The 22,120-nt window shown below is 37.8% G+C and carries 20 protein-coding genes, 3 tRNA genes and 2 pseudogenes; 13 read left to right on the plus strand and 12 right to left on the minus strand.

What is annotated here, in order from left to right:
* Positions 1-21 precede the first annotated feature (21 nt).
* From JNUCC25_RS11350 to JNUCC25_RS11360, 3 genes are all read right to left on the minus strand, one after another.
* A complete protein-coding gene (locus JNUCC25_RS11350) occupies positions 22-1,143 on the minus strand; it encodes a GerAB/ArcD/ProY family transporter (protein WP_013056937.1) in 1,122 nt (373 codons plus the stop codon).
* A 26-nt stretch (positions 1,144-1,169) separates the two neighbouring features.
* Positions 1,170-1,403 carry a hypothetical protein gene (locus JNUCC25_RS11355; RefSeq protein ID WP_013056938.1) on the minus strand — a complete coding sequence of 78 codons (234 nt, stop codon included), beginning with the start codon at positions 1,401-1,403 and terminating at the stop codon, positions 1,170-1,172.
* Positions 1,404-1,499: 96 nt separating this feature from the next.
* The gene (locus tag JNUCC25_RS11360) at positions 1,500-2,618 is read right to left on the minus strand and encodes a GerAB/ArcD/ProY family transporter (RefSeq protein WP_454223263.1); all 1,119 of its coding nucleotides are present in this window, start codon (positions 2,616-2,618) and stop codon (positions 1,500-1,502) included.
* Between the two features lie 504 nt (positions 2,619-3,122).
* Here JNUCC25_RS11360 and JNUCC25_RS11365 point away from each other — a divergent pair.
* From JNUCC25_RS11365 to JNUCC25_RS11390, 6 genes are all read left to right on the plus strand, one after another.
* Entirely contained in the window at positions 3,123-3,392 is a 270-nt protein-coding gene (locus JNUCC25_RS11365; protein WP_013056940.1) for a hypothetical protein, read from the plus strand.
* A gap of 306 nt (positions 3,393-3,698) precedes the next feature.
* A complete protein-coding gene (locus JNUCC25_RS11370; protein ID WP_064471649.1) occupies positions 3,699-5,093 on the plus strand; it encodes a phospholipase D-like domain-containing protein in 1,395 nt (464 codons plus the stop codon).
* A 221-nt stretch (positions 5,094-5,314) separates the two neighbouring features.
* Positions 5,315-5,388, plus strand: a tRNA-Trp gene (locus tag JNUCC25_RS11375).
* Between the two features lie 26 nt (positions 5,389-5,414).
* Positions 5,415-5,496 (plus strand) — tRNA-Leu (locus tag JNUCC25_RS11380).
* A 19-nt stretch (positions 5,497-5,515) separates the two neighbouring features.
* Positions 5,516-5,587 (plus strand) — tRNA-Gly (locus tag JNUCC25_RS11385).
* A gap of 215 nt (positions 5,588-5,802) precedes the next feature.
* Positions 5,803-7,203 (plus strand): Na+/H+ antiporter NhaC family protein, encoded by a 1,401-nt coding sequence (locus tag JNUCC25_RS11390; protein WP_043982340.1) that lies wholly within the window; start codon positions 5,803-5,805, stop codon positions 7,201-7,203.
* Positions 7,204-7,380: 177 nt separating this feature from the next.
* On the opposite strand, the pseudogene JNUCC25_RS11395 reads toward JNUCC25_RS11390, so the two are convergent.
* From JNUCC25_RS11395 to JNUCC25_RS11405, 3 genes and pseudogenes are all read right to left on the minus strand, one after another.
* A pseudogene (locus tag JNUCC25_RS11395) lies at positions 7,381-8,483 on the minus strand (GerAB/ArcD/ProY family transporter).
* Between the two features lie 20 nt (positions 8,484-8,503).
* Positions 8,504-9,727: a Ger(x)C family spore germination protein gene (locus JNUCC25_RS11400; RefSeq protein ID WP_454223264.1), complete on the minus strand. Its 1,224-nt coding sequence runs from the start codon at positions 9,725-9,727 to the stop codon at positions 8,504-8,506.
* A pseudogene (locus JNUCC25_RS11405) lies at positions 9,717-11,339 on the minus strand (spore germination protein). The gene JNUCC25_RS11400 and the pseudogene JNUCC25_RS11405 overlap by 11 nt, the downstream one beginning before the upstream one ends.
* A 146-nt stretch (positions 11,340-11,485) precedes the next feature.
* Between JNUCC25_RS11405 and JNUCC25_RS11410 the strand changes: the two are divergent.
* The 3 genes from JNUCC25_RS11410 to JNUCC25_RS11420 all read left to right on the plus strand — a co-directional run bounded on the left by JNUCC25_RS11410 (position 11,486) and on the right by JNUCC25_RS11420 (position 12,616).
* Positions 11,486-11,710, plus strand: coding sequence for a hypothetical protein (locus JNUCC25_RS11410; protein ID WP_029321624.1), 225 nt, complete (start codon positions 11,486-11,488; stop codon positions 11,708-11,710).
* An 82-nt stretch (positions 11,711-11,792) separates the two neighbouring features.
* A complete protein-coding gene (locus JNUCC25_RS11415; protein WP_013056947.1) occupies positions 11,793-12,305 on the plus strand; it encodes a GNAT family N-acetyltransferase in 513 nt (170 codons plus the stop codon).
* A gap of 188 nt (positions 12,306-12,493) precedes the next feature.
* The gene (locus JNUCC25_RS11420; RefSeq protein ID WP_013056948.1) at positions 12,494-12,616 is read left to right on the plus strand and encodes a YjcZ family sporulation protein; all 123 of its coding nucleotides are present in this window, start codon (positions 12,494-12,496) and stop codon (positions 12,614-12,616) included.
* A 73-nt stretch (positions 12,617-12,689) separates the two neighbouring features.
* On the opposite strand, the gene JNUCC25_RS11425 is transcribed toward JNUCC25_RS11420, so the two are convergent.
* The gene (locus tag JNUCC25_RS11425; RefSeq protein WP_064471650.1) at positions 12,690-13,628 is read right to left on the minus strand and encodes a VanW family protein; all 939 of its coding nucleotides are present in this window, start codon (positions 13,626-13,628) and stop codon (positions 12,690-12,692) included.
* A gap of 178 nt (positions 13,629-13,806) precedes the next feature.
* Here JNUCC25_RS11425 and JNUCC25_RS11430 point away from each other — a divergent pair, with 178 nt between their 5' ends.
* The 3 genes from JNUCC25_RS11430 (at position 13,807) to JNUCC25_RS11440 (ending at position 16,987) form a co-directional block, all read left to right on the plus strand.
* A complete protein-coding gene (locus JNUCC25_RS11430; RefSeq protein ID WP_064471651.1) occupies positions 13,807-14,622 on the plus strand; it encodes a hypothetical protein in 816 nt (271 codons plus the stop codon).
* 188 nt (positions 14,623-14,810) lie between these two features.
* Positions 14,811-15,041 (plus strand): hypothetical protein, encoded by a 231-nt coding sequence (locus JNUCC25_RS11435; RefSeq protein ID WP_253880770.1) that lies wholly within the window; start codon positions 14,811-14,813, stop codon positions 15,039-15,041.
* Positions 15,038-16,987, plus strand: coding sequence for an FUSC family protein (locus JNUCC25_RS11440; RefSeq protein ID WP_253880771.1), 1,950 nt, complete (start codon positions 15,038-15,040; stop codon positions 16,985-16,987). Before JNUCC25_RS11435 ends, JNUCC25_RS11440 begins: the two co-directional genes overlap by 4 nt.
* A 25-nt stretch (positions 16,988-17,012) precedes the next feature.
* Here JNUCC25_RS11440 and JNUCC25_RS11445 read toward each other — a convergent pair whose 3' ends face one another.
* The 5 genes from JNUCC25_RS11445 to JNUCC25_RS11465 all read right to left on the minus strand — a co-directional run bounded on the left by JNUCC25_RS11445 (position 17,013) and on the right by JNUCC25_RS11465 (position 19,656).
* Entirely contained in the window at positions 17,013-17,306 is a 294-nt protein-coding gene (locus JNUCC25_RS11445) for a hypothetical protein (RefSeq protein ID WP_013056952.1), read from the minus strand.
* 67 nt (positions 17,307-17,373) lie between these two features.
* Entirely contained in the window at positions 17,374-17,922 is a 549-nt protein-coding gene (locus JNUCC25_RS11450; RefSeq protein ID WP_140456803.1) for a DUF3231 family protein, read from the minus strand.
* Positions 17,923-18,198: 276 nt separating this feature from the next.
* A complete protein-coding gene (locus JNUCC25_RS11455; protein WP_041816554.1) occupies positions 18,199-18,456 on the minus strand; it encodes a hypothetical protein in 258 nt (85 codons plus the stop codon).
* A 118-nt stretch (positions 18,457-18,574) separates the two neighbouring features.
* Entirely contained in the window at positions 18,575-18,901 is a 327-nt protein-coding gene (locus JNUCC25_RS11460; protein WP_013056955.1) for a general stress protein, read from the minus strand.
* Between the two features lie 335 nt (positions 18,902-19,236).
* Complete coding sequence (locus JNUCC25_RS11465; protein ID WP_013056956.1) at positions 19,237-19,656, minus strand: hypothetical protein; 420 nt, start codon at positions 19,654-19,656, stop codon at positions 19,237-19,239.
* 281 nt (positions 19,657-19,937) lie between these two features.
* On the opposite strand from JNUCC25_RS11465, the gene recQ reads away from it, so the two are divergent.
* On the plus strand, positions 19,938-22,073 hold the full coding sequence (gene recQ, locus JNUCC25_RS11470) for a DNA helicase RecQ (RefSeq protein ID WP_013056957.1): 2,136 nt from the start codon (positions 19,938-19,940) through the stop codon (positions 22,071-22,073).
* Positions 22,074-22,120: the final 47 nt, after the last annotated feature.

Here is a 22,120-nt window from a genome sequence, read left to right on the forward strand (position 1 = left end):
GCAGGTGACTACCTGCTTTTTTTATGTAGATTTTATTATCTTTTTTATTTTAGCAGGTCTAAAGCGGATCCAGCCTATAATAAGAAGAATAAAAGGATAAAAAGCCCCTACGAAAAAACTATAGGGAATCCACGTTTCGGCTAACCATGTTTTTTGATAGATAATAGTTGGATAAACGATAATAGAAAAAGTTGTAACGATTAACCCCATCGGTAACGTTAGAAATCGAGTTTCGTTAACGTTAAAAATGTGGCAAAGCCCAGCGATAGAAGCATGAAAATAAAGAGAAACTTTAAAGAAAAGAGTAAGAAACCATATAATAGCAATAATTACTTCAATTCCTTGCAAAAAATTCCCCAGCTCAATTCGCTTAGCCATTTCGTATACAGGAAACATGGTAGTTGAAGAATGATAAGAGCCAATAACCATTATACAAAAGAGAATGATCGCTACCATAATAAATCCACCTAACAGACTTCCGCTCATTAAAGCTTTAGCACCTTTTTCAGGTTTTCTTAAATGAAGAGGAAATACCATCATTAAAGGAGCAAAAGTAAAATAAGTGATGCTAAGAAAGATGAAAACCGAATGAGTCAGCGGCTTTAAGTGAATATCTAATAAAGGCATAAGGTTTTGGACTTTCATTTGAGGAGTCAGTGAGAAGATGAAAATTCCGAGAAGGCCAATAAACCAAGGGAAAAATATTTCACAGCAGCGTGCGATGGTTTCTAGTCCGAGTCTTGCTCCGAACACAACCACAAGCATAAAAATAATGTGAATAGCAATCAGCGGCGTTTCCATCATAATATGTGTATTTAAAAAACTCCCCACGTAGTATACAATGCGGCTGCATGTTATGACAGTAGACGTGACAAATAAACAAGATACACCTTTTCCTAGATATTTTCCAAACACTGCTTCATTGATTTCTATCAGATTTTTATCTTTAAATAACAGTCCGAGAGCTATATATACTTTTACTAATACAAATCCGCATACTACTCCAAGGATAGCTGGAATCCAAGCGGTTTGTTTGGAATCTACAGTCATAGCTGCTGGAGCAATAACAATTGTGCTTCCAATTGTATAAAGCATAACGAGCATGCGAAATTGAATCGTTGAAATTTTAACTACAGGTTTCACTGTATTCACTTCCTCGTCTTAACGTATTAAGATAATAAATGAAATAAAAATATGCTGATTGGCTTGAAGATAGCAGCTGATAAATCAGAAGGATTTGGAACATTTAAACCAAGTGCTTTACAGATGCTTACCACCATTCCGATTGCAAGAACTGTATAGAATAGCCACAGTTCTTTCTTCGCTTTTTTATGCCGTAGTTTAGGTACTTCAAACCAAATGACGAGCGTGCAAACGATAAGTAAACCCAATACCCCTAGCATACACTAGCTCCTATACATGAATAATTAGTGTTATATTTTCCTGAAAAATAATTACTTATACTGAAGGTGCATTCTTTATTAAAGGTTTTTGAGTTTCTATCCATTGCTAGAACGCCGCTTTTTGTTTTGAATAAACCCTGCAATTAAAAGGAAAAGTGGATATAAGATGCCTACAAGTAAGCTGTAGGGAATCCACGTTTTTGTATCCCAATCCTTTTGATAAGAAACGCTTGGATACACAATAAGGGAAAGGGTAATCATGATGAGTGCGACTGGAAAAGAAAATAGCTTGTAATCCTTTATATGAAATACATTGGCAAACCCCAAAAGAGTAGCGTAAAAGTAAATGCAAAGCTTAAAAAAGAGAGTAATAAACCACAAAATAGCAATGACTACTTCAATTCCTTGAAGAAAGTTTCCTACATCAATTCTTCTTCCTAATTCATAGCTTGGAAACATGGTGATTTGGGAGTAATAAGGACCAAGTACTAAAATTCCGAGTAAGATTAACGTAACCATCACTAGTCCACCGGCTACATTACCTATATAAAAAGATTGAGTTGCCTTTTTCGTGTCTGGTGTATGGGAAGGGAAAATCATAAGCAGAATCGTATAAGTCAAAGAACTTATGCTTAAAAACGTTAAAACAGCACGAATAAAAGCTTTTGGATGGATTTCGAACACAGGCTGAAGATGCTCTATTTTAATTTGAGGGATCATAGACACAATGAGAAGCCCGAATAATCCGACAAACCAAGGGAATAAAATCTCGGCACTTCGTGCAATAACCTCTATTCCTAGGCGTACTCCTACGATGACCACACCCATAAATGCAATGTGGATGGCTGTAAGCGGGGTGTAGGGAAGAATTTGTGTAGTGAGAAAATTCCCTACATAGTAAAGAACTTGACTGCTGATAAATAAATTGGATAACACAAAAACAGCAGAAACAATCTTTCCAAATAGTTTGCCAAAAATTTTTTCGTTCATTTCCATCAGCGTAAGCGTTGGAAACATTTTTCCTAGTGAGGTAAAAAGCAAAACTAAGCCAATTCCTAATGCAACACCGACGAGTGCGGCAATCCAGGCATCTTGATGAGCATCAGCTGTAATAGCGGCAGGTACAACAATAATTGTGCTTCCGATGCTATACAAAGTTACTAATTTGCGAAACTGCGCAGCTGAAATATTGATTTCATTAAGCAAAATGAGCACATCCTTTTGCCATATACACTAATTAAGTGATCCAACGGAATAATAAGTGACTTAAAGGTTGAAACATTACTTCTACCCAATCAGAAGGGTTCGGTAGAGGCAGCCGAAAGATTTTTGCAAGAGCGATTATGATACTGATTGTCATGAACACAATAAAAATGTTCCGTTCCTTTTTATGAGAGTGTTGAGGTAATCTTTTTATTTCCATCCATATAATCCCTGCACAAATGATCAAAAAGGAAAGAAACAAGTGCATGCAGTCAACCCCAATACATTTTTTCGTTCAGATAAGCTATTCGTATGATGTCCGCTACAGAAAGTCATTATACATTTCTGTAGAATATAGAAAGTATTTCAGGAGATAGAAGATATTTTCTAGGGCTCTTATATGATTGAGGGGTTTGTTATGAGGAATATACACTTAGCTTTAACCTATTGAAGCGTTGTATGAATATGTAGAAAAATGCCACACTAAAGAGTGAACAAATGGAAAGGAGCACTATGATGAAAAAATTCCCATACAATAAAGATAAACAACAATCGTTTCAAGCAGCACAGCAGGGGCATAAAGAAGCAGTAGATGCATATGAACAGGCAAATGAAGCTAAAAATGATGCATCGTACGGCCATGAAGCGAAGCAAGCGATAGGTGAAGTGAATGAAGCCTCTCAGCAAATTGAGAATGCGCTTGAAAATGCTTCTGAAACACAGCGTCAGCGTTTAACAGAGTTTCAGCAAGATATAAAAGATATGGAGAACAACCTTAATCAATAAAAGAGCCGCTGTTTTACTTAGAACAGGTTCACAATAGGGTATAAATTGTAAAAGCAGAAGATAATGAACTTCTGCTTTTTTTATTGGTAGTGTGAACGTAGGTTTCGTGTATATAATTGCTTCTGGCTATTGTTTGGGGGAAAGGCGAAGACTTGCACGGAAATCAACAGTGGTGTAACAAATAATCCATCATTCCATTCTTATTTTAAAAGGTATAGAAGTTAAAAAAGTAAGAATCCTAATAAAAACAGAACGATAAGAATGGAAAGGGATTGTGACAGGAACATGCTAATAAATATACTAATAATGATTGTCGTATTGTACTTCATATATGTATTCGTAACTGCAGTGGTACTGTTTTATGTCCCTTTGCACAAGGGAAAAGACTTAAAAGTAATGAATACTGAGAATTTTTACGGAAAGGAAGAATCCACAGACCGGGTTATGCTTTTGGAAAACGGTTATTTTTCAGGGCTTGTTCGGATGCAGATGATTCAAGAAGCGAGGCATACAATTGATATTGCTTACTTTTCCATCGGTAAAGGTCGTTCTTCGGATTTACTTATGGGCGCTTTATTCGAAGCTGCGGATCGAGGTATACGTATTCGAGTGCTATTAGACGGGATCTCTCATGGATTAAAAGGCAAGAGAAAAAATGTTCTTTATGCTCTAGCTTTCCACAATAATATAGAATTAAAGTACTATGAGCCCTTCACTATTTTTAAACCTTGGACCTGGCATAATCGTCTTCACGATAAAATAATAGTAGTCGATGGCCAATTAGGTATTATTGGAGGACGAAATATTGGAGATAAATACTTGGCCAGTCAACCAGATAAAAATTTTGTCTATGACCGTGATGTGCTGATTTATAACACAAAGCAAGAAAGTCATAGTGTCATTCTCTCAATGGAGAAGTATGTAGAGAAATTATGGACTCATCCGTATACACGCAAAGCTTTTCAAAAGCTCAAGAAGACTAAACAATTTCGTGGTCTTTCAGGAAAAAAATTGTTGATAGATCAATACGAAAAGGCAAAAAAAGCAAACGAACCTTTTGTCCATCCTTATATTGTATGGAGAGAATCAACGATGCCTACAAGAAAGGTTTCTTTTATTACAAATCCTATTCAGAGAATTAATAAAAGCCCTTTTATATGGAAAACATTTATTAAGCTTTCCCAACAAGCTGAAAAATCCATTGTTGTTCAAAGCCCTTATATCGTACCAACAAAAGAGATGGAACGGTATATAGATAAGCGGGTAAAACCCAAAGTACAAAGAATTATTTTAACTAATTCTATTACATCCACTCCAAATGCTATGGCTTTTTCTGCATACTTGGGAGTGAAGAATCACGTCATAAAAGCTGGTTCAAAGCTTTATGAATATCAAAAGCCCTATTCAATTCACGGGAAATCTGTTGTTTATGATCAGCGTTTAAGTGCAGTTGGTTCTTTTAACTTAGATTCCCGCTCTGCATTTTTAAATACTGAATCCATGGTTATGATAGATAGTAAAGAATTTGCAGCCGAGTTAACAGGAGCTATTGAAACTAAAATTTCTCACAGTATGCTTGTGGGAAATGAGGGAGAACCTGTGGATTTTAATACGGATTCTCAAAAAAACGCGCCTCCTGTAAAATCTGCACTTCTACATATTCTTTCGGTCTTTACGCGATTTTGGAGACATTTTGTATAGTACTGTGTTACAGTAGAGTCTCTAAAAACAAATAGCGGAGATTAAAGAAGACTGCAGCTGGTGAAGGGAATGTGTAAAAAGCTGTGATATGCCTCACAGTTTTTTTGAAACTGCTAGTACTAGTTATGATTTATCAAAAGACCTATTGACGAAATTCCATATATGTTTTATTATGATATAGCGTCGTTAATAAACGAGGTTCTTTTGAAGAAATCATTTCTAGGGGCATAGTTTAAAGGTAGAACTACGGTCTCCAAAACCGTCAGTGTGGGTTCAATTCCTACTGCCCCTGCCATTTTGAAGTTATCTTTTAGTTCACACGCGGGTGTGGCGGAATTGGCAGACGCGCTAGACTTAGGATCTAGTGTCTTATGACGTGGGGGTTCAAGTCCCTTCACCCGCATCTTTACTTTCATATATGCGCGGAAGTAGTTCAGTGGTAGAACACCACCTTGCCAAGGTGGGGGTCGCGAGTTCGAACCTCGTCTTCCGCTTCTTTTCAAAAGCAGTTTGCATGTGCAAACTGCTTTTTTTGTTGTAGAAATAAAGAGTTTTATTATGCTGTTTTTAATCAGAAATATTTTATTAAAGCAGTACTGCTTATACGTGTTGTTTTCGTGAATATACACATAATATTGGGGTTACATTAAAAGCTAATGAACGATACGTGAAGACATCTAATATGGTTTTTAAGATAGGGGAGAGTCCTATGGAATCTAGTTGGTTTTCCATTATACCGTTTTTAATTGTTATTCCAATAGCTATTTTCACCAAACAAGTGCTGCCAGGGTTGTTTTTGGGCTTATTAGTAGGCGCTTATTTGATTGATCATTCGATTATTGGAGGTGTTGAAAAGCTACTTCACTACGTTGTACAAGCTCTTAGAAATAAAAGTAATATAGAAATCGTCGTCTTTTTATACGCGTTTTCAGGGCTTATCGGAATGATTAAGATGGCTGGAGGAGTTAAGGGGTTTGTGGAAACTGCTGCAGAAAGAATTGATACAAGAAAAAAAGCCCTTATTTTAACCTATGTTTCAACCATTGGGACATTCAGTGCTCCGACATTTCGTTTTGTTACGATCGCGCCCATCATGAGAGCGCTGCTGAAAAAAGTGAAAATGACGACAGCAGAGCTAGGTTTTGTTATTGAAACAACTGCTACTCCTGTTATCGTCTTAATTCCTGTGGCAACGGCATTTGTAGGATATATGGTATCAATCATTCAAATGGCGATTGATCATCAAGGCATAAAACAAGACGCTTATTCTTTGTTCATTCAAAGTATTCCTTATAATTTCTTTTCGATTGTAATTATTTTAGTAGGGATTTATTTAAGCTTTTTTCATCATTCAACATCTACGGCTCCTATGAAGCTTGAGGAAGAAGACGAAAAAGATTGGCATGATTGTCATCCTTGCGTATCGAAGGATTTGCCTTCTAAGCCTTGGAATCTCTTAGTGCCTTTACTTGTCGTGATCTCACTCACCTTACTTTTAACATGGTGGAGTGGACATCATAAAAGTCACACCTTTTTTGAAGCATTTATTAAAGCAGACGTACTAGAAGCGATGGTAGTAGCTTTGATTATGACTACGTTAATTACCCTCATTTTTTTCTTATTTCAGCGCTTTACATTACAGAATTTGCTTAATGGTTTTATCACAGGAGGCAATGACTTAATGTCCGTTATTCTGTTGTTATCGGTAGTATGGGGATTATCCGCTGTTACAGAAGACTTGGGTTTTTCGAATTTCGTGACGGCACATTCTAAGTGGATTCCTCAAATGTTTGTCACTCCTTTTATGTTTGTGTTTGGAGCTGCTATTTCTTACTTTATCGGGTCTGCTTGGGGGACGTGGGGGATTTTAATGCCGCTTGGCGTATCGCTTGCAAGTTCTGCAGACCTTTCTTTACCGTTGATTATCGGTGCGGTATTTGCGAGCGGTTCATTTGGAGCGTTTTCTTCACCTTTAAGCGACGATACGAATACCATCGCCAAAATATTAGATTTATCTGTTATTGAATATGCTAAGTATAAATTAAAACCAGCTTTAATTGCAGCAGGAATAACAGTTGCTTTTTATCTCGTTGTATCTTTCTTGTTTTGAATGAGAGAAATAGCCATCTAGTATCAATTTTTTAGTTTTTTCAGCTTAACGTATGCATACAGTCCTAATGATAGGCACACTAGTATGATACAAGTAAGCGGAAATAAGATGGTATTAACAAAATGATCATAAAACCATATATACACGAAAATCACCTCACTAACTGCAAATTTATTGTTATTGTCTCTGCTGCCGCTTCCTATTCTTAAAAAATGCGATAAGCAGAAGCAGTATAGGTACGACAGCAAAAAGTGGCATATGTAAAAGCAATCTTGCTACGTGCAATCCTTCATAAAGATGCTCTTGAAAATTACTAGCGATCGTAATCGACAAAAACAACACAATGATGCCTAAAGGATATGCCAGACGTGAAGGAGATTTAATTTTAAATAAAGTAGCTGTACTTATTATAGAAGCATAAAACAAGATGCTAACTTTAAAATAAATCCCAATAACCATAGCGAACATAAAAAATACATCTAGACGCTCTAAAAAATCAGCTACTTGGATTGTTTGGACAGTACTCAGAAGAGGGAACTGTGATCTTGTCGTCAAATCAACTCCAAGCACGCTAATGTTAATGATCATCGTAATAATTAGATTAATTCCGCTTAATCCCGTTGCGCATAGCATGGTGACATTTGCTTTTTTAGGGTTGCTTAAATAAGGCAGAAGCATGGTAAATACAATAGCTTCTGTGAAAGGGAAATACAGCGTTTCGGTTAAAGCAACTTTGGCAACAGGAAGTATTCCTTCTTTTAATACCGGCTGTAAGTTCTTAAAATCAATTAATCCTGAGCTAATAATTAAGATGAAGCCTGCAATAGCCAGAAAATACATAAAAATAAACAGAAGCTCTCCTGACCTCGCTATTGCTTCAATTCCTTTTCGGGTTATATAGATAATGACCAGCATCAATAAAGCATTGGCAATAAATAAAGGCGTATCCGGATAAGCAAAAGTAAGAAGCATCTCTCCGAAATCTCTCAGAACTCGCGATGCATCGTATAAAAAATACACAATATATATGAAGGCAAGAAGTGTTCCCAGTACCTTACCTAAAATTTTCTGCATATACTCTGTAGGCAGGAGGTCCGGATAGTAGGAATAGAGTTTATGATAGATTAAGAAGAAAAAAAGCTGCACAGCATTCCAATTAAAATAGCTAGCCACGCATCTTGTTTCGCTCCCATTGCAAGAGGGACTAATAGAGCGCTTCCCAGTTCAAATAAAACCATGAGAATAAATAATTGAGTGGCGCTAATTTTTGCTTTTTCCATATACCCAGTACCTCCTTGTCTTAGTGTTGTTTTTCTTTTACGCTAGAAAGAAATGATTTATTGCGCAGACCTGTTCGGCGAATATAAGCTTCTACCGTAACGTCTACATCTAATTTTGGAAAGTAAACGTCATCCCATTCTGATTTGAGTTTTTCCCACTGATTGGGGCGCGTGCGTTCCAGCGCTTCTCCAAATCCAAAGATATCAACTTTGTCTGTCTGAGCTTGTTTAATAGCCGTTTGTAATTCTTTTTTTATTTCTTTACCTGCAGCTTTTTCCATTTTTTTGATTACAGCAGGTTGACGTGTATCAACAGGGACCTCCACTTCTCCAAGATCGCCTTCTACACGAGTATGAACGGACGCATAAGGTTTTCCTTTTATCATTTTTACAGATACATCCGTTTTTTGACGAACTGTTTGATAGGCAAGCGCTTCTTTTTTTCCTTTCCAATCTACATTAATATCGGTTCCTTGTATTTTATCAAGGATCCAAACACTGCCTCTGGCTGGACTATTGTACAACCAGTCGATTAACTTTCCATTTTTAAAAACAGCAATGCCAGAAGCACGAAGGGTAGCTTCTGGTGCGCTTTGCTGGAGATTATCTAATTTTTCTGCTTGTTGAGGATTTCCAACTAAACGAAAACCCGATACTAGCGCTTCTCCTCCGGGAGATTCGAGAGATCTCATCACTTCTTGAAAGGAAACCTTTAGGTTTTCTCCCCATTTTCTTTGAGTGAACTCCAGCGTTTTCATAATTTTGTTTGCTGGAATTTTATCGACAGGCGTTAGTGCTTTTACCAAATCAGCAGCACTTGATTGGTTTGCGATTACTAAGGAAGTCGTAATTCGAAACTCAGGATCGCGATCAATAGAATCAATAAGAATGTTAATTCCTTCTTCACGCGCTAGTTTTTCTCCGATCACGACTAAGTTGGTATGGGCATAATAAAGTCTTCGGGAAATTCTAGCTGAAGCGCGTCTGCTTGCTTCAACTAAATTATCACCGGAAGCGGAATAGATCGTAACAGGCGGACTTTGAGTACCGCCGCCCCCTTGTAAGCCAGCTACATTTCCCGGGTTAATAATTTGAAAGGTAAGCTCATACCGCCCGTCTTTCATTTTATCACTGCCCATTGCCGATACAAATGAAAGGTCCGTTAACTCTTTTTTACTCCAGCAGCTAGTAAGCAATACCATCATTATGGTCATTACCAGTAAAAATAAACTTTTACGTTTCATTTTGATCATCTTCTTCCATTTCCTGATTAATCATGCCTCTTGAAGAAGGAGGCTCAGGCTTTTGATGTTTGCTTTGACGAACTTTGTTATCACTAATTAATTTAGGTCTTCTTCTCATCGTCCACCAAGGTAACCGAAGCAATGTATCTTCATTGCTTACAGGAATAAAGGGTGCTAATGGCGTCATGTAAGGAACACCAAATGAACGTAAGCTGCACAGGTGTCCAACCCCCATTAAAAGAATAAGGATAATGCCATAGAAACCGAATGTAGCCGCTCCTAATATAAATAAAAAACGAATTAAACGCGCTGAAATAGCCATATCGAAAGACGGTGTGGCAAAGCTAGCAATGGCTGTAATCGATACAATAATAACCATAGCTGGTGAGACGATCCCTGCTTGGACCGCTGCTTGCCCAATAACAAGAGCTCCAACGATCGATACAGCAGAGCCGATAGCTTTTGGTAAACGAATCCCTGCTTCACGCAAAATTTCAAAGGTGACTTCCATAAAAAAAGCTTCCACGAACGCGGGAAATGGAACGGATTCTCGCTGTGCCGCAAGAGCTACAATAAGCGTTGTGGGTACCATCTCTTGATGAAATGTCGTAACCGCCACATACATAGCAGGAGCGATAAGTGAAATCATAAACATAAACACCCGCAAAAGACGAATGGACGTCGCAATATCAAAGCGTGCGTAGTAATCTTCAGCCGATTGGAAAAATTGAATGAACAAAGCTGGAGCGATAAGTACAAAAGGAGTTCCATCCACAAAAATAGCAATTCTTCCTTCCAAAAGGTTACCCGCCACCACATCGGGTCTTTCTGTATTATAAATAGTTGGAAAAGGAGTGACCGTTTGCTCTTCAATTAGCTGCTCAACATAACCTGATTCCAAAACACTATCAATATCAATGTTTTTTAATCGCTTTCGAATTTCTTTTACAACTTTATCGTTTGCGATGCCATGAATATACATAAGAGTGACATCCGTTTTAGTTACCTGGCCAATCTTCATCGACTCTAGCCATAAGTCGGGTGTTTTAATAATTCGGCGCACCATGGCTAAGTTTGTGCCAATAGACTCAGTGAAGGCACCTTTTGGTCCCCGCACTACCATTTGGGTAGTAGATTCTGCAATGGCACGCTTTTCACCGCCTTGTGTACTCACGCTGAGTACGCGGTTTATGCCGTCGACAATAAGAAGGCTGTCACCGGACATTAAAGAAGAAAATAAATCATTCCAGTTGTCTGCAAACGATACGTTACCCATTGTTACGATGTCTTCGGAAATTAACTCTAATGCATTTTGATTGTTTAGGTCGTTTTTTTGATTATCTTTCATAAGAGACTGCAGTAAGTAATCTTGAATAGCCTGATTATCTACAATCCCTTCTATGTAGACGATAGCAGCAGCCAAGCTGTTATTGACGCCTATTTTAAAATGACGAATCACAATATCTCAGCTGTTTCCAGTTTTCTCTTTAATGAGGGTAAGGTTTTCAGACAGCAGATTCTTAAGAGAAGACACTGTTTGTTCGTTTTTTGTTTGATCTGCCTGAGGTTGAAGTTTATTTTTAGATTTTTGATTTTTAAAGAACGAAGGCATAAATGAAAGCACCCTTACTATAGTTTTTATTAATTTGACCAAAAACCGTATAATTATGTAATTTTTAACAAAATATCTTTTGCATGACGGTAAATAAAAATGACGACCCTATGAGGTAAGTAATGATTAGGTGAGGAGAGAAAATGATGAAAATTATTGGAGTTAGCCTGCTGCTATTTGGATCTGTGATCGCTCTTTCTGTAGGAATTGATCTTTTTCAAGGAACAAACGTACTGCAGGCACTATACAATGCTTTAAGCCCGTTTCGTGTAATGGAAGTGGCCGAATTATTTGTCCTTTTTTCTCTTTTGTTTTTCTTTTTCGCAGAGTCACTTTATCTTGTTTTAAAGAAGCGTCAACAAAAGCAATAGTAACTTGGTGCAAAGAGGTTTTTATATCTTCACTATCGAAACAAGCGTATAGAAAGATAGCTTTGAGATAGGGGAGAACCAAATGAACATTGAGACTAAAAGATTACTAATACGCAAATTTAAATATGAAGATTGGCAAGATGTCTACGCATATACATCTGATGCTAATGTCATGAAGTATATACCAGAAGGTGTTTTTAGTAAGACTGATGCGAAGAAATTTTTAAATGAAAATATGAAAGAAAATGTTAAAAATTTTCCAGTTGTATTAAAAAACAAAAAAATTCTAATTGGCCATATCGTCTTTTTTAACTATTTTGGCAACCATACTTATGAAATTGGCTGGGTATTTAATTCTCTCTATCATCAGAAAGGATATGCTTCAGAAGCGGCAAAAGCAATAGTGGACTATGGCTTTAACACAATGAAACTGCATCGGATTATTGCTACTTGTCAACCTGAGAATACGTCTTCTTATCGTGTTATGGAGAAGATCGGGATGAGAAGAGAAGGGTATTTTAAAAAATGTATTCCAACTGAAAAAGGATGGTGGGATGAATATTATTACGCGATTTTAAAGGAAGAGTGGAAATGAGCTTTACTTTTACGGAATTGCATTTTCCGAGTTATAAAGACGAAAACAAGCCCAATTTAAAAAAAATGAGCAGAACAGCAAACCAAAACGTCTAGGCAGACATACAATAACCTATCCATGAGAAACACCCCATGTTTGAACCTTCTTTGTTTTAGCAACAGAAAATTACGTTGAAAGGGAGTGCTTGTATGTCTAATGCTGGATGTGGATTTGGTTCTGGTTTCGCTTTATTAGTTGTATTATTTATTCTATTAGTAATTATCGGATGTAGTTGTTATAGCGGTGGTTACGGTGGCGGCTACGGCTGCTAATTATATCACTGAATAGCCTAAAGGATACCCTTTAGGCTTTTTTATGTTCATTATAAAAAGCTGGAAGAGATGATTAATCGGCAGGCTCAGTATCAACATGTGATTCAATTTTTTTCTCTTTCTGCAATTGATTAATAGAAGCCCAAGGTACGCGGCGAGGCTTGTATTCAATCGCATCGGTAGAATAAACGGCTACGCTTACGACTCCGCCGTGCACCTGCGCTCGAATCAACAAAGGATCACTATACGTATTTTTAAAATGAAAGTCAGGTCCATACCAGCTCACGGTAGCATCTCGCCCAGGAGGTACGTAGGAAACACTGCGGCTATGTGAGTAACGCTGCGTAATTGTTACGCCAGCGTTATCGACGGCGTTAAATAAGGTAGAAGAAACTTGGCAAATTCCTCCTCCAACTCCTTCAGAATACTCTCCTTTTACAATGATTGGCGCACGCATATACCCTTTGGCTGCCGTTCTTTTTCCGACGGTTTGATTAAACGAGAAAACTTCCCCAGGAAATATGACGCTGCTGTCTAGTGATTCAGCCGCAAGGGAAATATTGTGAGAACGATTTTTATTATGAGGGTTAAATAACGTATGATAATGACCGATTTGCTTAATTCGAATCGTTGCAAGCAGCTCCTTATCCACGCGAGGCGGAACAGGAAGCGTCGGGATTTCTAATGTTGACGTACCGCCTTTAAAAAAATAAGTATAAAATTTCTTCGCAAAATCTTTATGATATAGTTTGACACCCGCTTGCTCAGGAACAATTTGTCCGCTTTTATCAATGCGGGCATTTATGGGCTCTCTATATGTTTTTTTATCCAATTCTTTTAGAAGAAGATTGTATCGATCAAGATCAACCATAGGTACAGGAAGAAGAGGCACGGCCACTTTGTCCCGTTCAATCCGTTCAATTGGGTTACCGTCATGAGTAATAGATAGGTGGTCTTGTGTAGAAAGAGGTTGAATGAGCATTAAAAGTCCAACCATCCAAGTGAAATTCATATCATATACCTCGCTTTCACCTGTTAGTATGAATAAAATGAACCGTTTAATGTATAAGATTCATAAGCTCTTTTTTGTATTATTTTCCATGAGTTTAGCGTGTAAAAATTTCTATTTATAATTGTAAGTGTACTTTCGCATATTACATAGAGAAACTACAAGGTAATGAGGGTAGACAATGACAAAATTAATGATTTTAGTCTTTATGCTTATTAGTTTTTTTGTGCATCCCCAAAAGATGAAAGCAGAAGAAAACCTTACGTACTTTCCCGTAAGTGACACAGGAAAAGTATTAAAGTGGAAACGTGTAGAAAGCTTACTGCCAAAGGGGAAAAAATTTAAAGTGATCGATGTAGAAACTGGTTTTTACTTTTATGTGCAGCGAAGAGCAGGCTCACACCATGCAGATGTTCAGCCGCTTACACGCCAAGATACAAAAATAATGAAGCACTTATATAATGGGAAATGGAGCTGGAACCGAAGAGCTGTTCTCATTCCGTTTAAAGGTCAAATGCTTGCAGCTTCCATGAACGGAATGCCTCACGGAGCCGGTGCGCTTGACAATGGGTTCCCCGGTCATTTTTGCATTCATTTTGCAGGAAGTACGACTCACAAGTCTCAAAATGTGGATCCAGGTCATCAGTTAATGGTATTAAAAGCAGGAGGAAAGCTTGATGAATATGCATTAAAAGCTGAGCCGGCAGAAGTCGTAAATATATTTTTAACAGGATTAAAGCAAGATGACGATGCCTTAATGCAGCCGGTTTTGCGCGTGAAGCAAGAGCATAAGCTATGGACAAAACTGCATAGTATCTCCACTATTTATTATAAAACGGACTTATTTCATGCAAAAAAGTATAAAACAAAAGAGAAAATCGCCGTAGATTGCCTTATTTATTACGAAGATAAAGGGGCTCAAAAGACCACGATGGTTTTTACTTTAAAAAGAAACCCGTTAACAAACGGGTGGGAAATTTCTTCACTTACATTGTAAGTACTGATTAATGCTTAAAAACACATCTGACAGAAAACAGATGTGTTTTTAAGCATTTGTTTAGCTCTTTAGTCCTTCGCAATGTTATAGTGTAAAAACGTGCTTACATACGATAGAAAAGAATAAAAAAGGGTATAAGTAATAATATTACTCTTTCTACAAAGAACTCTACAGCAAGAAAGGAGAGGGTGTTTATTTTTTCATATTGGTTTAGCCGCTTAGTTGCTGCAGACCCTGGACGAAAAAGGCTCAAAACAGCTTCTAAAGCTACGATCAGCGTCATTACAGCGGTCGTTATTATGCTGATCGTATTAAAAGCAGCGGGAAGCTCACAAATTACCGCTGCTATTTTAGCAGGTGTAATCGGCCTGATGGGTATATTGGTCGTGAATGATGAAACAACAAAAGCAAAAAAGTGACAACAGGCTTAGTAGCACTTTCCAGCGCCCTTTCTCTCGGAATTGGCTCGTTTTTATCAAGATATGGACAAGCAGAAAATATTTTTCTTGTTCTGTTGGTGTTTTTGTCTTTTTATTTACAGAAATTTGGTATTCGCTATTTTTCCCTGTCGATGGTAGCATTTATGTCGTTTTATTTTGCTTCTATTTTACACGTCACATTTTCTCAGCTGCCGTGGCTGTTAGCTGGCGTTGTAGTAGGAGCTTGCTGTGCATTTATCTATAATTTTGTTATCTTTAAAGACCGGCCTGCCAACGTGCTGAGGTCTTCAATGAAATCATTTCATATTCAAGTGAATTTGGTGCTTGATTTAATTATTGAGTTAATTCAAAAGAAACAAATTGAACCGGCTCAAATCAAACAATATAACCGTAATATTAAAAAACTAGCAGAGTATGCCCGTGTAGCATCAGAAGAGCTTGGAAATACAGATCCCCACGACATATGGCCTGGCGTAACAGCTGAACAGATGCGCCTTTATGTATTTGATACAGTTATGCTGCTTCAGACATATTCCCCGGCGATTCGAAAGCTCAGTGAATTAAAAGCATTTAATCATTTTGACATTCAGCAGCTGCTGTTAAAGCTAGTGGAATCGATTCGCGAAGCAGAAGTATTAAATGAAAATCCTACTCATTCCTTAACGGATGCAGCTCAGCATCTGCAAGAGCTGCGCCAAAAATTAAGTGAACTCGAACCTCAAGATAAAAGGTATAAAGACTGGCTTTACTTAATCCGCCGTATCGAAACGATATCAAATCACGTGATTGATGAAGCCTATGAGCTGCAGCAAGCAATTGTGAAACAAGAAAAACAGCCTCAAAAAGAAGCGGAAGAAAAAGAAGGCGAAGAGGACAATGATGAAGAAAAAGGATTAAAACCATCTACGAAAAAGTCTATTCAAGCGGTCATCACCGCTGTTGCCACATTAATATTTGGCTCTTTTTTATCTCCATCGCATCAATATTGGGCGCTGTTAGCAGGCTATCTAGTGCTTCTTGGTACAGAAACGATAGGAAGTACGTTTGTAAAAGCCGTGCAGCGAAGCGTAGGAACGCTTTTAGGAGCAGCTGTTGGCTTTGTTGTCGCAAGCTTTGTCTCACCCGGGATACTTGAAATAACGCTGCTTTTTATCTGTGTATTTATGGCTTTTTATTTCTTTCCTATTACGTATTCGTTTATGAGCTTTTGGATTACGATGATGCTCGCCTTTATGTATGACATGCTTCTTGGGGGGATTTCAGAGAGTTTATTACTAGCTCGCGTATTAGATACAGTTGTAGGAGTTGGAATTGGTTTAGCCGTATCTGCTCTTGTGTTTCCTAAAAGAACAAGAGATAAAATAACCGACACCTCAGTAGAATACGTAGCGGCTTTAAAAGAATTTGTTCACACTTATTTGCATCGTTTTACGAAGCAGTATGCGTTGGCCAATTTAGCTGATAAAGGAATGGAATTAGAAAAAAAGCTAAAACAGCTTCATGTCGATTCAGATCCTATTATCAAAGGTTTCGTTGGCCGTTCACGTCTTCAGCAATTTTTGACCGTCTTTACCGCCATTAATTATTACGCCAAGCATTTGGTAGCTTCTTCTACTAGAAACGGGGCTTTTTATAAGGAAGCAGAATTTCATGGCGTAGTAAAGGAAGTGGAAGAGAAAGTAGCAAGCAACTTCACTCAGCTTGAAAAAGCGTTACGAGGAGAAAGAGGAACGTATGTATACACGCTTGAAGATGTAAGACAGAAGATTGAACAATCTTTAGATTATTTTGATACGTCCGTTCAATCAAGAAATTTACAGCATCTTCAGCTGCTGCATAACATTTATTACGTATGGAAAATCAATCAATCGGTTGTTCACTTAGCCAAAGAGCTAGGGGCAGAAGAAATAAGTAGTGAAGACTAAAAACCAGCGAATATTTCGCTGATTTTTAGTCTGATGAATAAGGAGACGTATCTTTTCTAATCGTTCTCCACGTTGTTTTAAGACCGGCATAGCTGCCAATTGCAGCGTATCCATAAAAATATCCCATAAACAAGCCGGCAATAATATGATGAGGATGACTGATAAATACTGAAAAAAGCACGCCAACAGCTAAAGCAATAGTCGGAACATATTGCTTTTTAGGATGGAAAAGCCATTTGATCAGCTGCGTCACGATTAATACGATAGGAACGCCAATGACTGCGTCCCAAAAATTTGTATGAATTGTAGGGAAATCCATATTCAAGCACCTCGTTAAATGTGTTAGATGTAAAGTTATCTATGCTGCTTACCTTAAAACACTTCAGTTAGTTATGAGGTGCTCCAGGTGAATAATAATAAGGTGGAATTTTAAGCCAGCCTTTTTGCTGCATCAGACTTTTCACTTTTGATCCTAATATGACCTTTTCAGTGTGGAATTTTAGCCACATCAATCCAATATCGATTCTAATAGACTGTCCCATATTTGTGCTGCACATGACGATATTAGAGGCAACTTTTACAGATATTAAGTTAGCGATTTCAGAATCCGTTGCTTTTGCTCCTAATGGAATGCTGTTAGGGTCGGATTTGGGATTGGTAGCCGGTATTTCAGGAAGCAGGATTCCTTCTTTAACCATTAATTTCTTTAGGGTATCAATCTGAGATTCAGCCAGGTTTTTTGAGTCTTGAATAAGCTTAAGCAGTTCACTGTTGGTTGTTGTATTAAGACAGGTTTCTAAGGCAGGTACTTCTTCCGCTAAAGCAGTGAAATATAACCAGCATCCCATAGCCTCACCAATATGTGGGGGAGGGGGCGAATCATCTGTAGAAAAGTTCTTTATATAATCAAGTAGTGTCTCAATGACGTTAATCATAACTTTTCACCCTTTATATAGTTTATCCATCTCCATTATTACCTTCAGCAGAAAAGGATAAACACAGCTAAGAAATGCTACATATAAAATTGATTATGATGAGTGGAAGAAAAAGCATCTCACGCAGCCATTTATAATGATGACAGTACATTTACTGTCACCACATCTAAAGGTATAAAAATTGCGGCAATGCGTACTAAATATGTTAGGGCTAGAACATGAAGTAAATAGAGAAAAATCTCCTTGCTCATTAAGGAGATTTTTTTATCAGATGTGTTATATCGTTTTTCTCCGATGCTCTCTCCATAAAGAAGTTAAATCCTCTGACCAATATTTATAATCAAATACCGTTATATTTTTGCTAGGCATAAAAACATTCAACAGCCAATTAACCCTTAATTTGTCTCTGACGCCTATCGTTTTATCGTTTTTACAGCAGCCTTCATCACAGGGTTTATCGTGTATCTTGTAAGGAATATTTTTAACGACTAATCCATTTTTCACACGTTTTGTGTACTCAATTCCTATAATCAATATATCACTCCTCACAGTAGCTCTTATCTTCATAATCATATGTATGAATGACTTCTTTAATGAAAGGGTAAAAGGGAGGAAGACAAAAATAAAAAAGCCCTGCTGTAGGGCTTTTAGATTAAGCAACTTTTGATGCAACGACGATGACTTTACCGTGATCTAATTCTTCTTCATAGCGTTCAGCTTCCGGCTGTGATAATCCTAATGAACGCATCTTGGCACGAAGCTCGTCTCCTCGAGAACGAAATACATTCGCAATCGCATCAAAAACACCTTGTTCAGAAAGACCGATGTTGTTTGTATTTGTTGCAGCTGTTAAATCCTCGGAGCGATCTTGATGGTGTGCAAGTAAATAAACTTCGTCTTTTGTAAATCCTTCACGCAAAAATTGTTCAATTGTATCTTTTGCCTGTACGCCATTTTCAACTACTTTTACATTTACCATTTCAAAAAACCTCCTTGTATGATAGACAACTTTCTTGAATACGTTGAGTAATGAAGAGAAGCTTAAGTAACTTATCTCCTTGTTTTGTGTATACACGTTATTGGAAGAGATAAAACCTATTTCATGAAATTGAGTTAAAAAGCCTAATATAGAAGAACAAGGAAAAACGCTTTTATTTTTAAGGAGAATCTGGTGAAGGATAAGCGGGAAGAAGCTTTAGTTAGCCTTTTTCCTGCATCGTTTTTTTTTTTTTGACCTTTTAAGGTACAGTACAAACTGCAAAAAGCCTGGATCTTAAACAGCTAAGATCCAGGCTTTTTGCATACATGAGAAATTTAAGATGAAAGACGTTCTTTTTGTTTTTCATAAACAGAAGTAGACTCGTTCCATGTATATCGACCATCTTGTAATTGAATGGTTGCGCTGAATGGACAGTCTATTGACGTTTCTGCGTCATCTAAACTACTTTCAAGTAAACTTTTTTTAAAACGAAGCAAATCTTCTTTTGAAGCAACTCGAAAAACCATTTCTAACGTAAGATCATCGTCCATTGCATTGTGTAATTGACTAATACTTTTGCGGAATTCTTTATTATATTGGAGCATAATTTTAATATCTGCTACGCAAGCAACACCAAACACATCTTTCACAACAGACTCAACCGTTAACTGAGTTGTGGAAGCATATGTTGAAATATTACGCTGTGGATTTTCTAAATAATAAATCGTTTCTACAGGATGTCTCGTGATAAGCACCTCTTTCCTATTCTTAAGTATACAGGAAAAAAGAATGGAATGGGGAAAGATTTTTAGGAAAGGAGTCCTGACATACATAAAAAGACTGTTTGTAAACTGTTTGTAATAGGAAAGAGAGTTATAAATTGAGGGCTTTTCGCTTATCATTTTTGCTATAACCTTAAATCAACGAATTCTGTGCAACTTCTTTTAAGATTTGGTAAAATAAAACCCTACGTTTTAATTCCTTCCGATAGATCCCTCAACTACTATTTCTACTTATTTTAAAGGAGGACGCTATTTTGCAGTTTGAACAAGCTTTAACACATTTACAGTCCTATTTTGGCTATGATTCGTTTCGAAAAGGACAGGAAGAGTCGATTCGTTATGTTTTAGAAGGGCACAATACCGCTTGTATTATGCCAACAGGAGGAGGAAAATCACTTTGTTATCAAATCCCTTCATTATTATTAGAAGGTACAACACTGGTGATTTCTCCGTTAATTTCCTTGATGAAAGACCAAGTGGACACGCTGAATGCAGCTGGTATTCCGGCCACGTATATTAACAGCTCGCTGACTCACACGGAGGTACAGCAGCGCTTAGAAGAAGTCGCACTTGGCGAATATAAGTTGCTTTATGTAGCGCCGGAACGACTGGAGTCTCCGCAGTTTTTAGAGCAGCTTCAAATGCTTCCTATCCCGCTTGTAGCGGTAGATGAAGCGCACTGTATTTCACAGTGGGGTCATGATTTTAGACCGAGTTACTTACGCATCAACGAACTGATCAGCAAGCTGTCTAACGCTCCGATTGTGATGGGGCTGACGGCTACGGCGACGCCTCAAGTGCGTGAAGATATTTGTCGAGCTCTTCATATTAATGAAGAGTACACGGTGATGACGGGATTTGAACGTGAAAATTTATCGTTCGCTGTGGTAAAAGGCCAGGATCGAATCAGCTATATCGAGCAGTATATCCGTAAAAATGACCAAGAAGCAGGAATCATTTATGCCGCTACGCGTAAAGATGTTGAAGAGCTTCATGCTAGATTACAAAAGTCAGGAGTTAATGTATCAAAATATCATGCTGGTATGAATGGGAACAGCCGTGACGAAGAGCAGAACCGCTTTCTGCAAGATGATGTGCAGGTGATGGTGGCTACCTCTGCCTTCGGAATGGGGATTGACAAATCAAATATTCGCTTTGTTCTTCACTATCAGCTTCCGAAAAATATGGAAAGCTATTATCAAGAAGCAGGACGTGCTGGTCGTGACGGACTTCCAAGTGAGTGTATCGTCCTTTATTCTCCTCAAGATATTCGCGTGCAGCGCTTTTTGATTGAACAGTCAACGTCAAATCCTAAAAAGCAGATTCAAGATCTTGAAAAGCTGCAAAATATGGTGAACTACTGTCATACAGAAGGCTGCTTGCAAGCGTATATTCTTCATTATTTTGGAGAAAGTGAAGCGCATGAGTGCGGCCGCTGCAGCAACTGTACGGATGATCGTGTGGAAATAGACGTAACGGTCGATACGCAAAAAGTATTATCTTGTATGATTCGTATGGGCGAACGTTTCGGTAAAATGATGATTGCTCAAGTATTAACGGGTTCACGAAATAAAAAAGTAGTTGATTTTGGTTTTGACAAGCTGAAAACGTACGGCGTCATGAGCGACCGGTCGGCTAAAGAAGTGAGCGATTTTATTGAGTATTTGATTTCAGAGCAGTTTATTTTAGTAGGACAAGGATCATTTCCTACTTTATCAGTAGCAGCGAAAGGAAAAGGTGTGCTTCTCGGCACGGAAAAAGTGATGAGAAAAGAACAAATGGAAGTGAAGCAAATTGTCCAAGACGACGAGCTGTTTGCTCATTTGCGTTCCGTTCGAAAGCAGCTGGCAGACGAAGCGGGCGTGCCTCCTTTTGTTATTTTCTCAGACGATACTCTTCATGATATGTGCGCAAAACTTCCGGTAACTCTTGAACAGTTCGCCACTGTAAAAGGAGTCGGAGAACAAAAACAAGAGCGATACGGAGAACGATTCACGACTGAAATCAAACAGTTTTGTGAGAAACATCCAGATCGAAAGCGAGAAGTATCTTCCCCTGCTCCGAAAAAAGCAAGAGCTTCATCAAAAGAAGGCTCTCACTTAATGACGTATGAGCTATTTCAGCAAGGAAAATCGTTAGATGAAATTGCTGCAGAACGTGAATTGAGCCGCATTACCATTGAAAATCATTTGTTTAAATGCGCAGAAGAAGAAAAAGAAATTGACTGGTCACCTTTTCTTTCAGAGGAGGACGAACAGCTTATTTTAGAAGCTGCTTTCTCAGTAGGCGATGAAAAGTTAAAACCAATCAAAGAAGAATTACCTGAAAACATTACCTATTTTATGATTAAAGTAGCGCTGTTTAAACAAAAAATGAAGCAGCTGTCTTAAACAAAAAGCTCCTATTTAAGGAGCTTTTTTATGTTGAATAAGGGAGT

Source organism: Priestia sp. JNUCC 25, assembly GCF_053667915.1.

What these genes read in the sequence shown, in the direction of transcription:
- JNUCC25_RS11400 (WP_454223264.1), bottom strand. Translation starts at nt 9,727, where the DNA reads ATGAAACGTAAAAGTTTATTTTTACTGGTAATGACCATAATGATGGTA.
- JNUCC25_RS11425 (WP_064471650.1), bottom strand. Translation starts at nt 13,628, where the DNA reads ATGAATTTCACTTGGATGGTTGGACTTTTAATGCTCATTCAACCTCTT.
- JNUCC25_RS11410 (WP_029321624.1), top strand. Translation starts at nt 11,486, where the DNA reads ATGAAAATTATTGGAGTTAGCCTGCTGCTATTTGGATCTGTGATCGCT.
- JNUCC25_RS11415 (WP_013056947.1), top strand. Translation starts at nt 11,793, where the DNA reads ATGAACATTGAGACTAAAAGATTACTAATACGCAAATTTAAATATGAA.
- JNUCC25_RS11450 (WP_140456803.1), bottom strand. Translation starts at nt 17,922, where the DNA reads ATGATTAACGTCATTGAGACACTACTTGATTATATAAAGAACTTTTCT.
- JNUCC25_RS11390 (WP_043982340.1), top strand. Translation starts at nt 5,803, where the DNA reads ATGGAATCTAGTTGGTTTTCCATTATACCGTTTTTAATTGTTATTCCA.
- JNUCC25_RS11355 (WP_013056938.1), bottom strand. Translation starts at nt 1,403, where the DNA reads ATGCTAGGGGTATTGGGTTTACTTATCGTTTGCACGCTCGTCATTTGG.
- JNUCC25_RS11370 (WP_064471649.1), top strand. Translation starts at nt 3,699, where the DNA reads ATGATTGTCGTATTGTACTTCATATATGTATTCGTAACTGCAGTGGTA.
- JNUCC25_RS11420 (WP_013056948.1), top strand. Translation starts at nt 12,494, where the DNA reads ATGTCTAATGCTGGATGTGGATTTGGTTCTGGTTTCGCTTTATTAGTT.
- JNUCC25_RS11365 (WP_013056940.1), top strand. Translation starts at nt 3,123, where the DNA reads ATGAAAAAATTCCCATACAATAAAGATAAACAACAATCGTTTCAAGCA.
- JNUCC25_RS11460 (WP_013056955.1), bottom strand. Translation starts at nt 18,901, where the DNA reads ATGGTAAATGTAAAAGTAGTTGAAAATGGCGTACAGGCAAAAGATACA.
- JNUCC25_RS11445 (WP_013056952.1), bottom strand. Translation starts at nt 17,306, where the DNA reads ATGGATTTCCCTACAATTCATACAAATTTTTGGGACGCAGTCATTGGC.
- JNUCC25_RS11430 (WP_064471651.1), top strand. Translation starts at nt 13,807, where the DNA reads ATGACAAAATTAATGATTTTAGTCTTTATGCTTATTAGTTTTTTTGTG.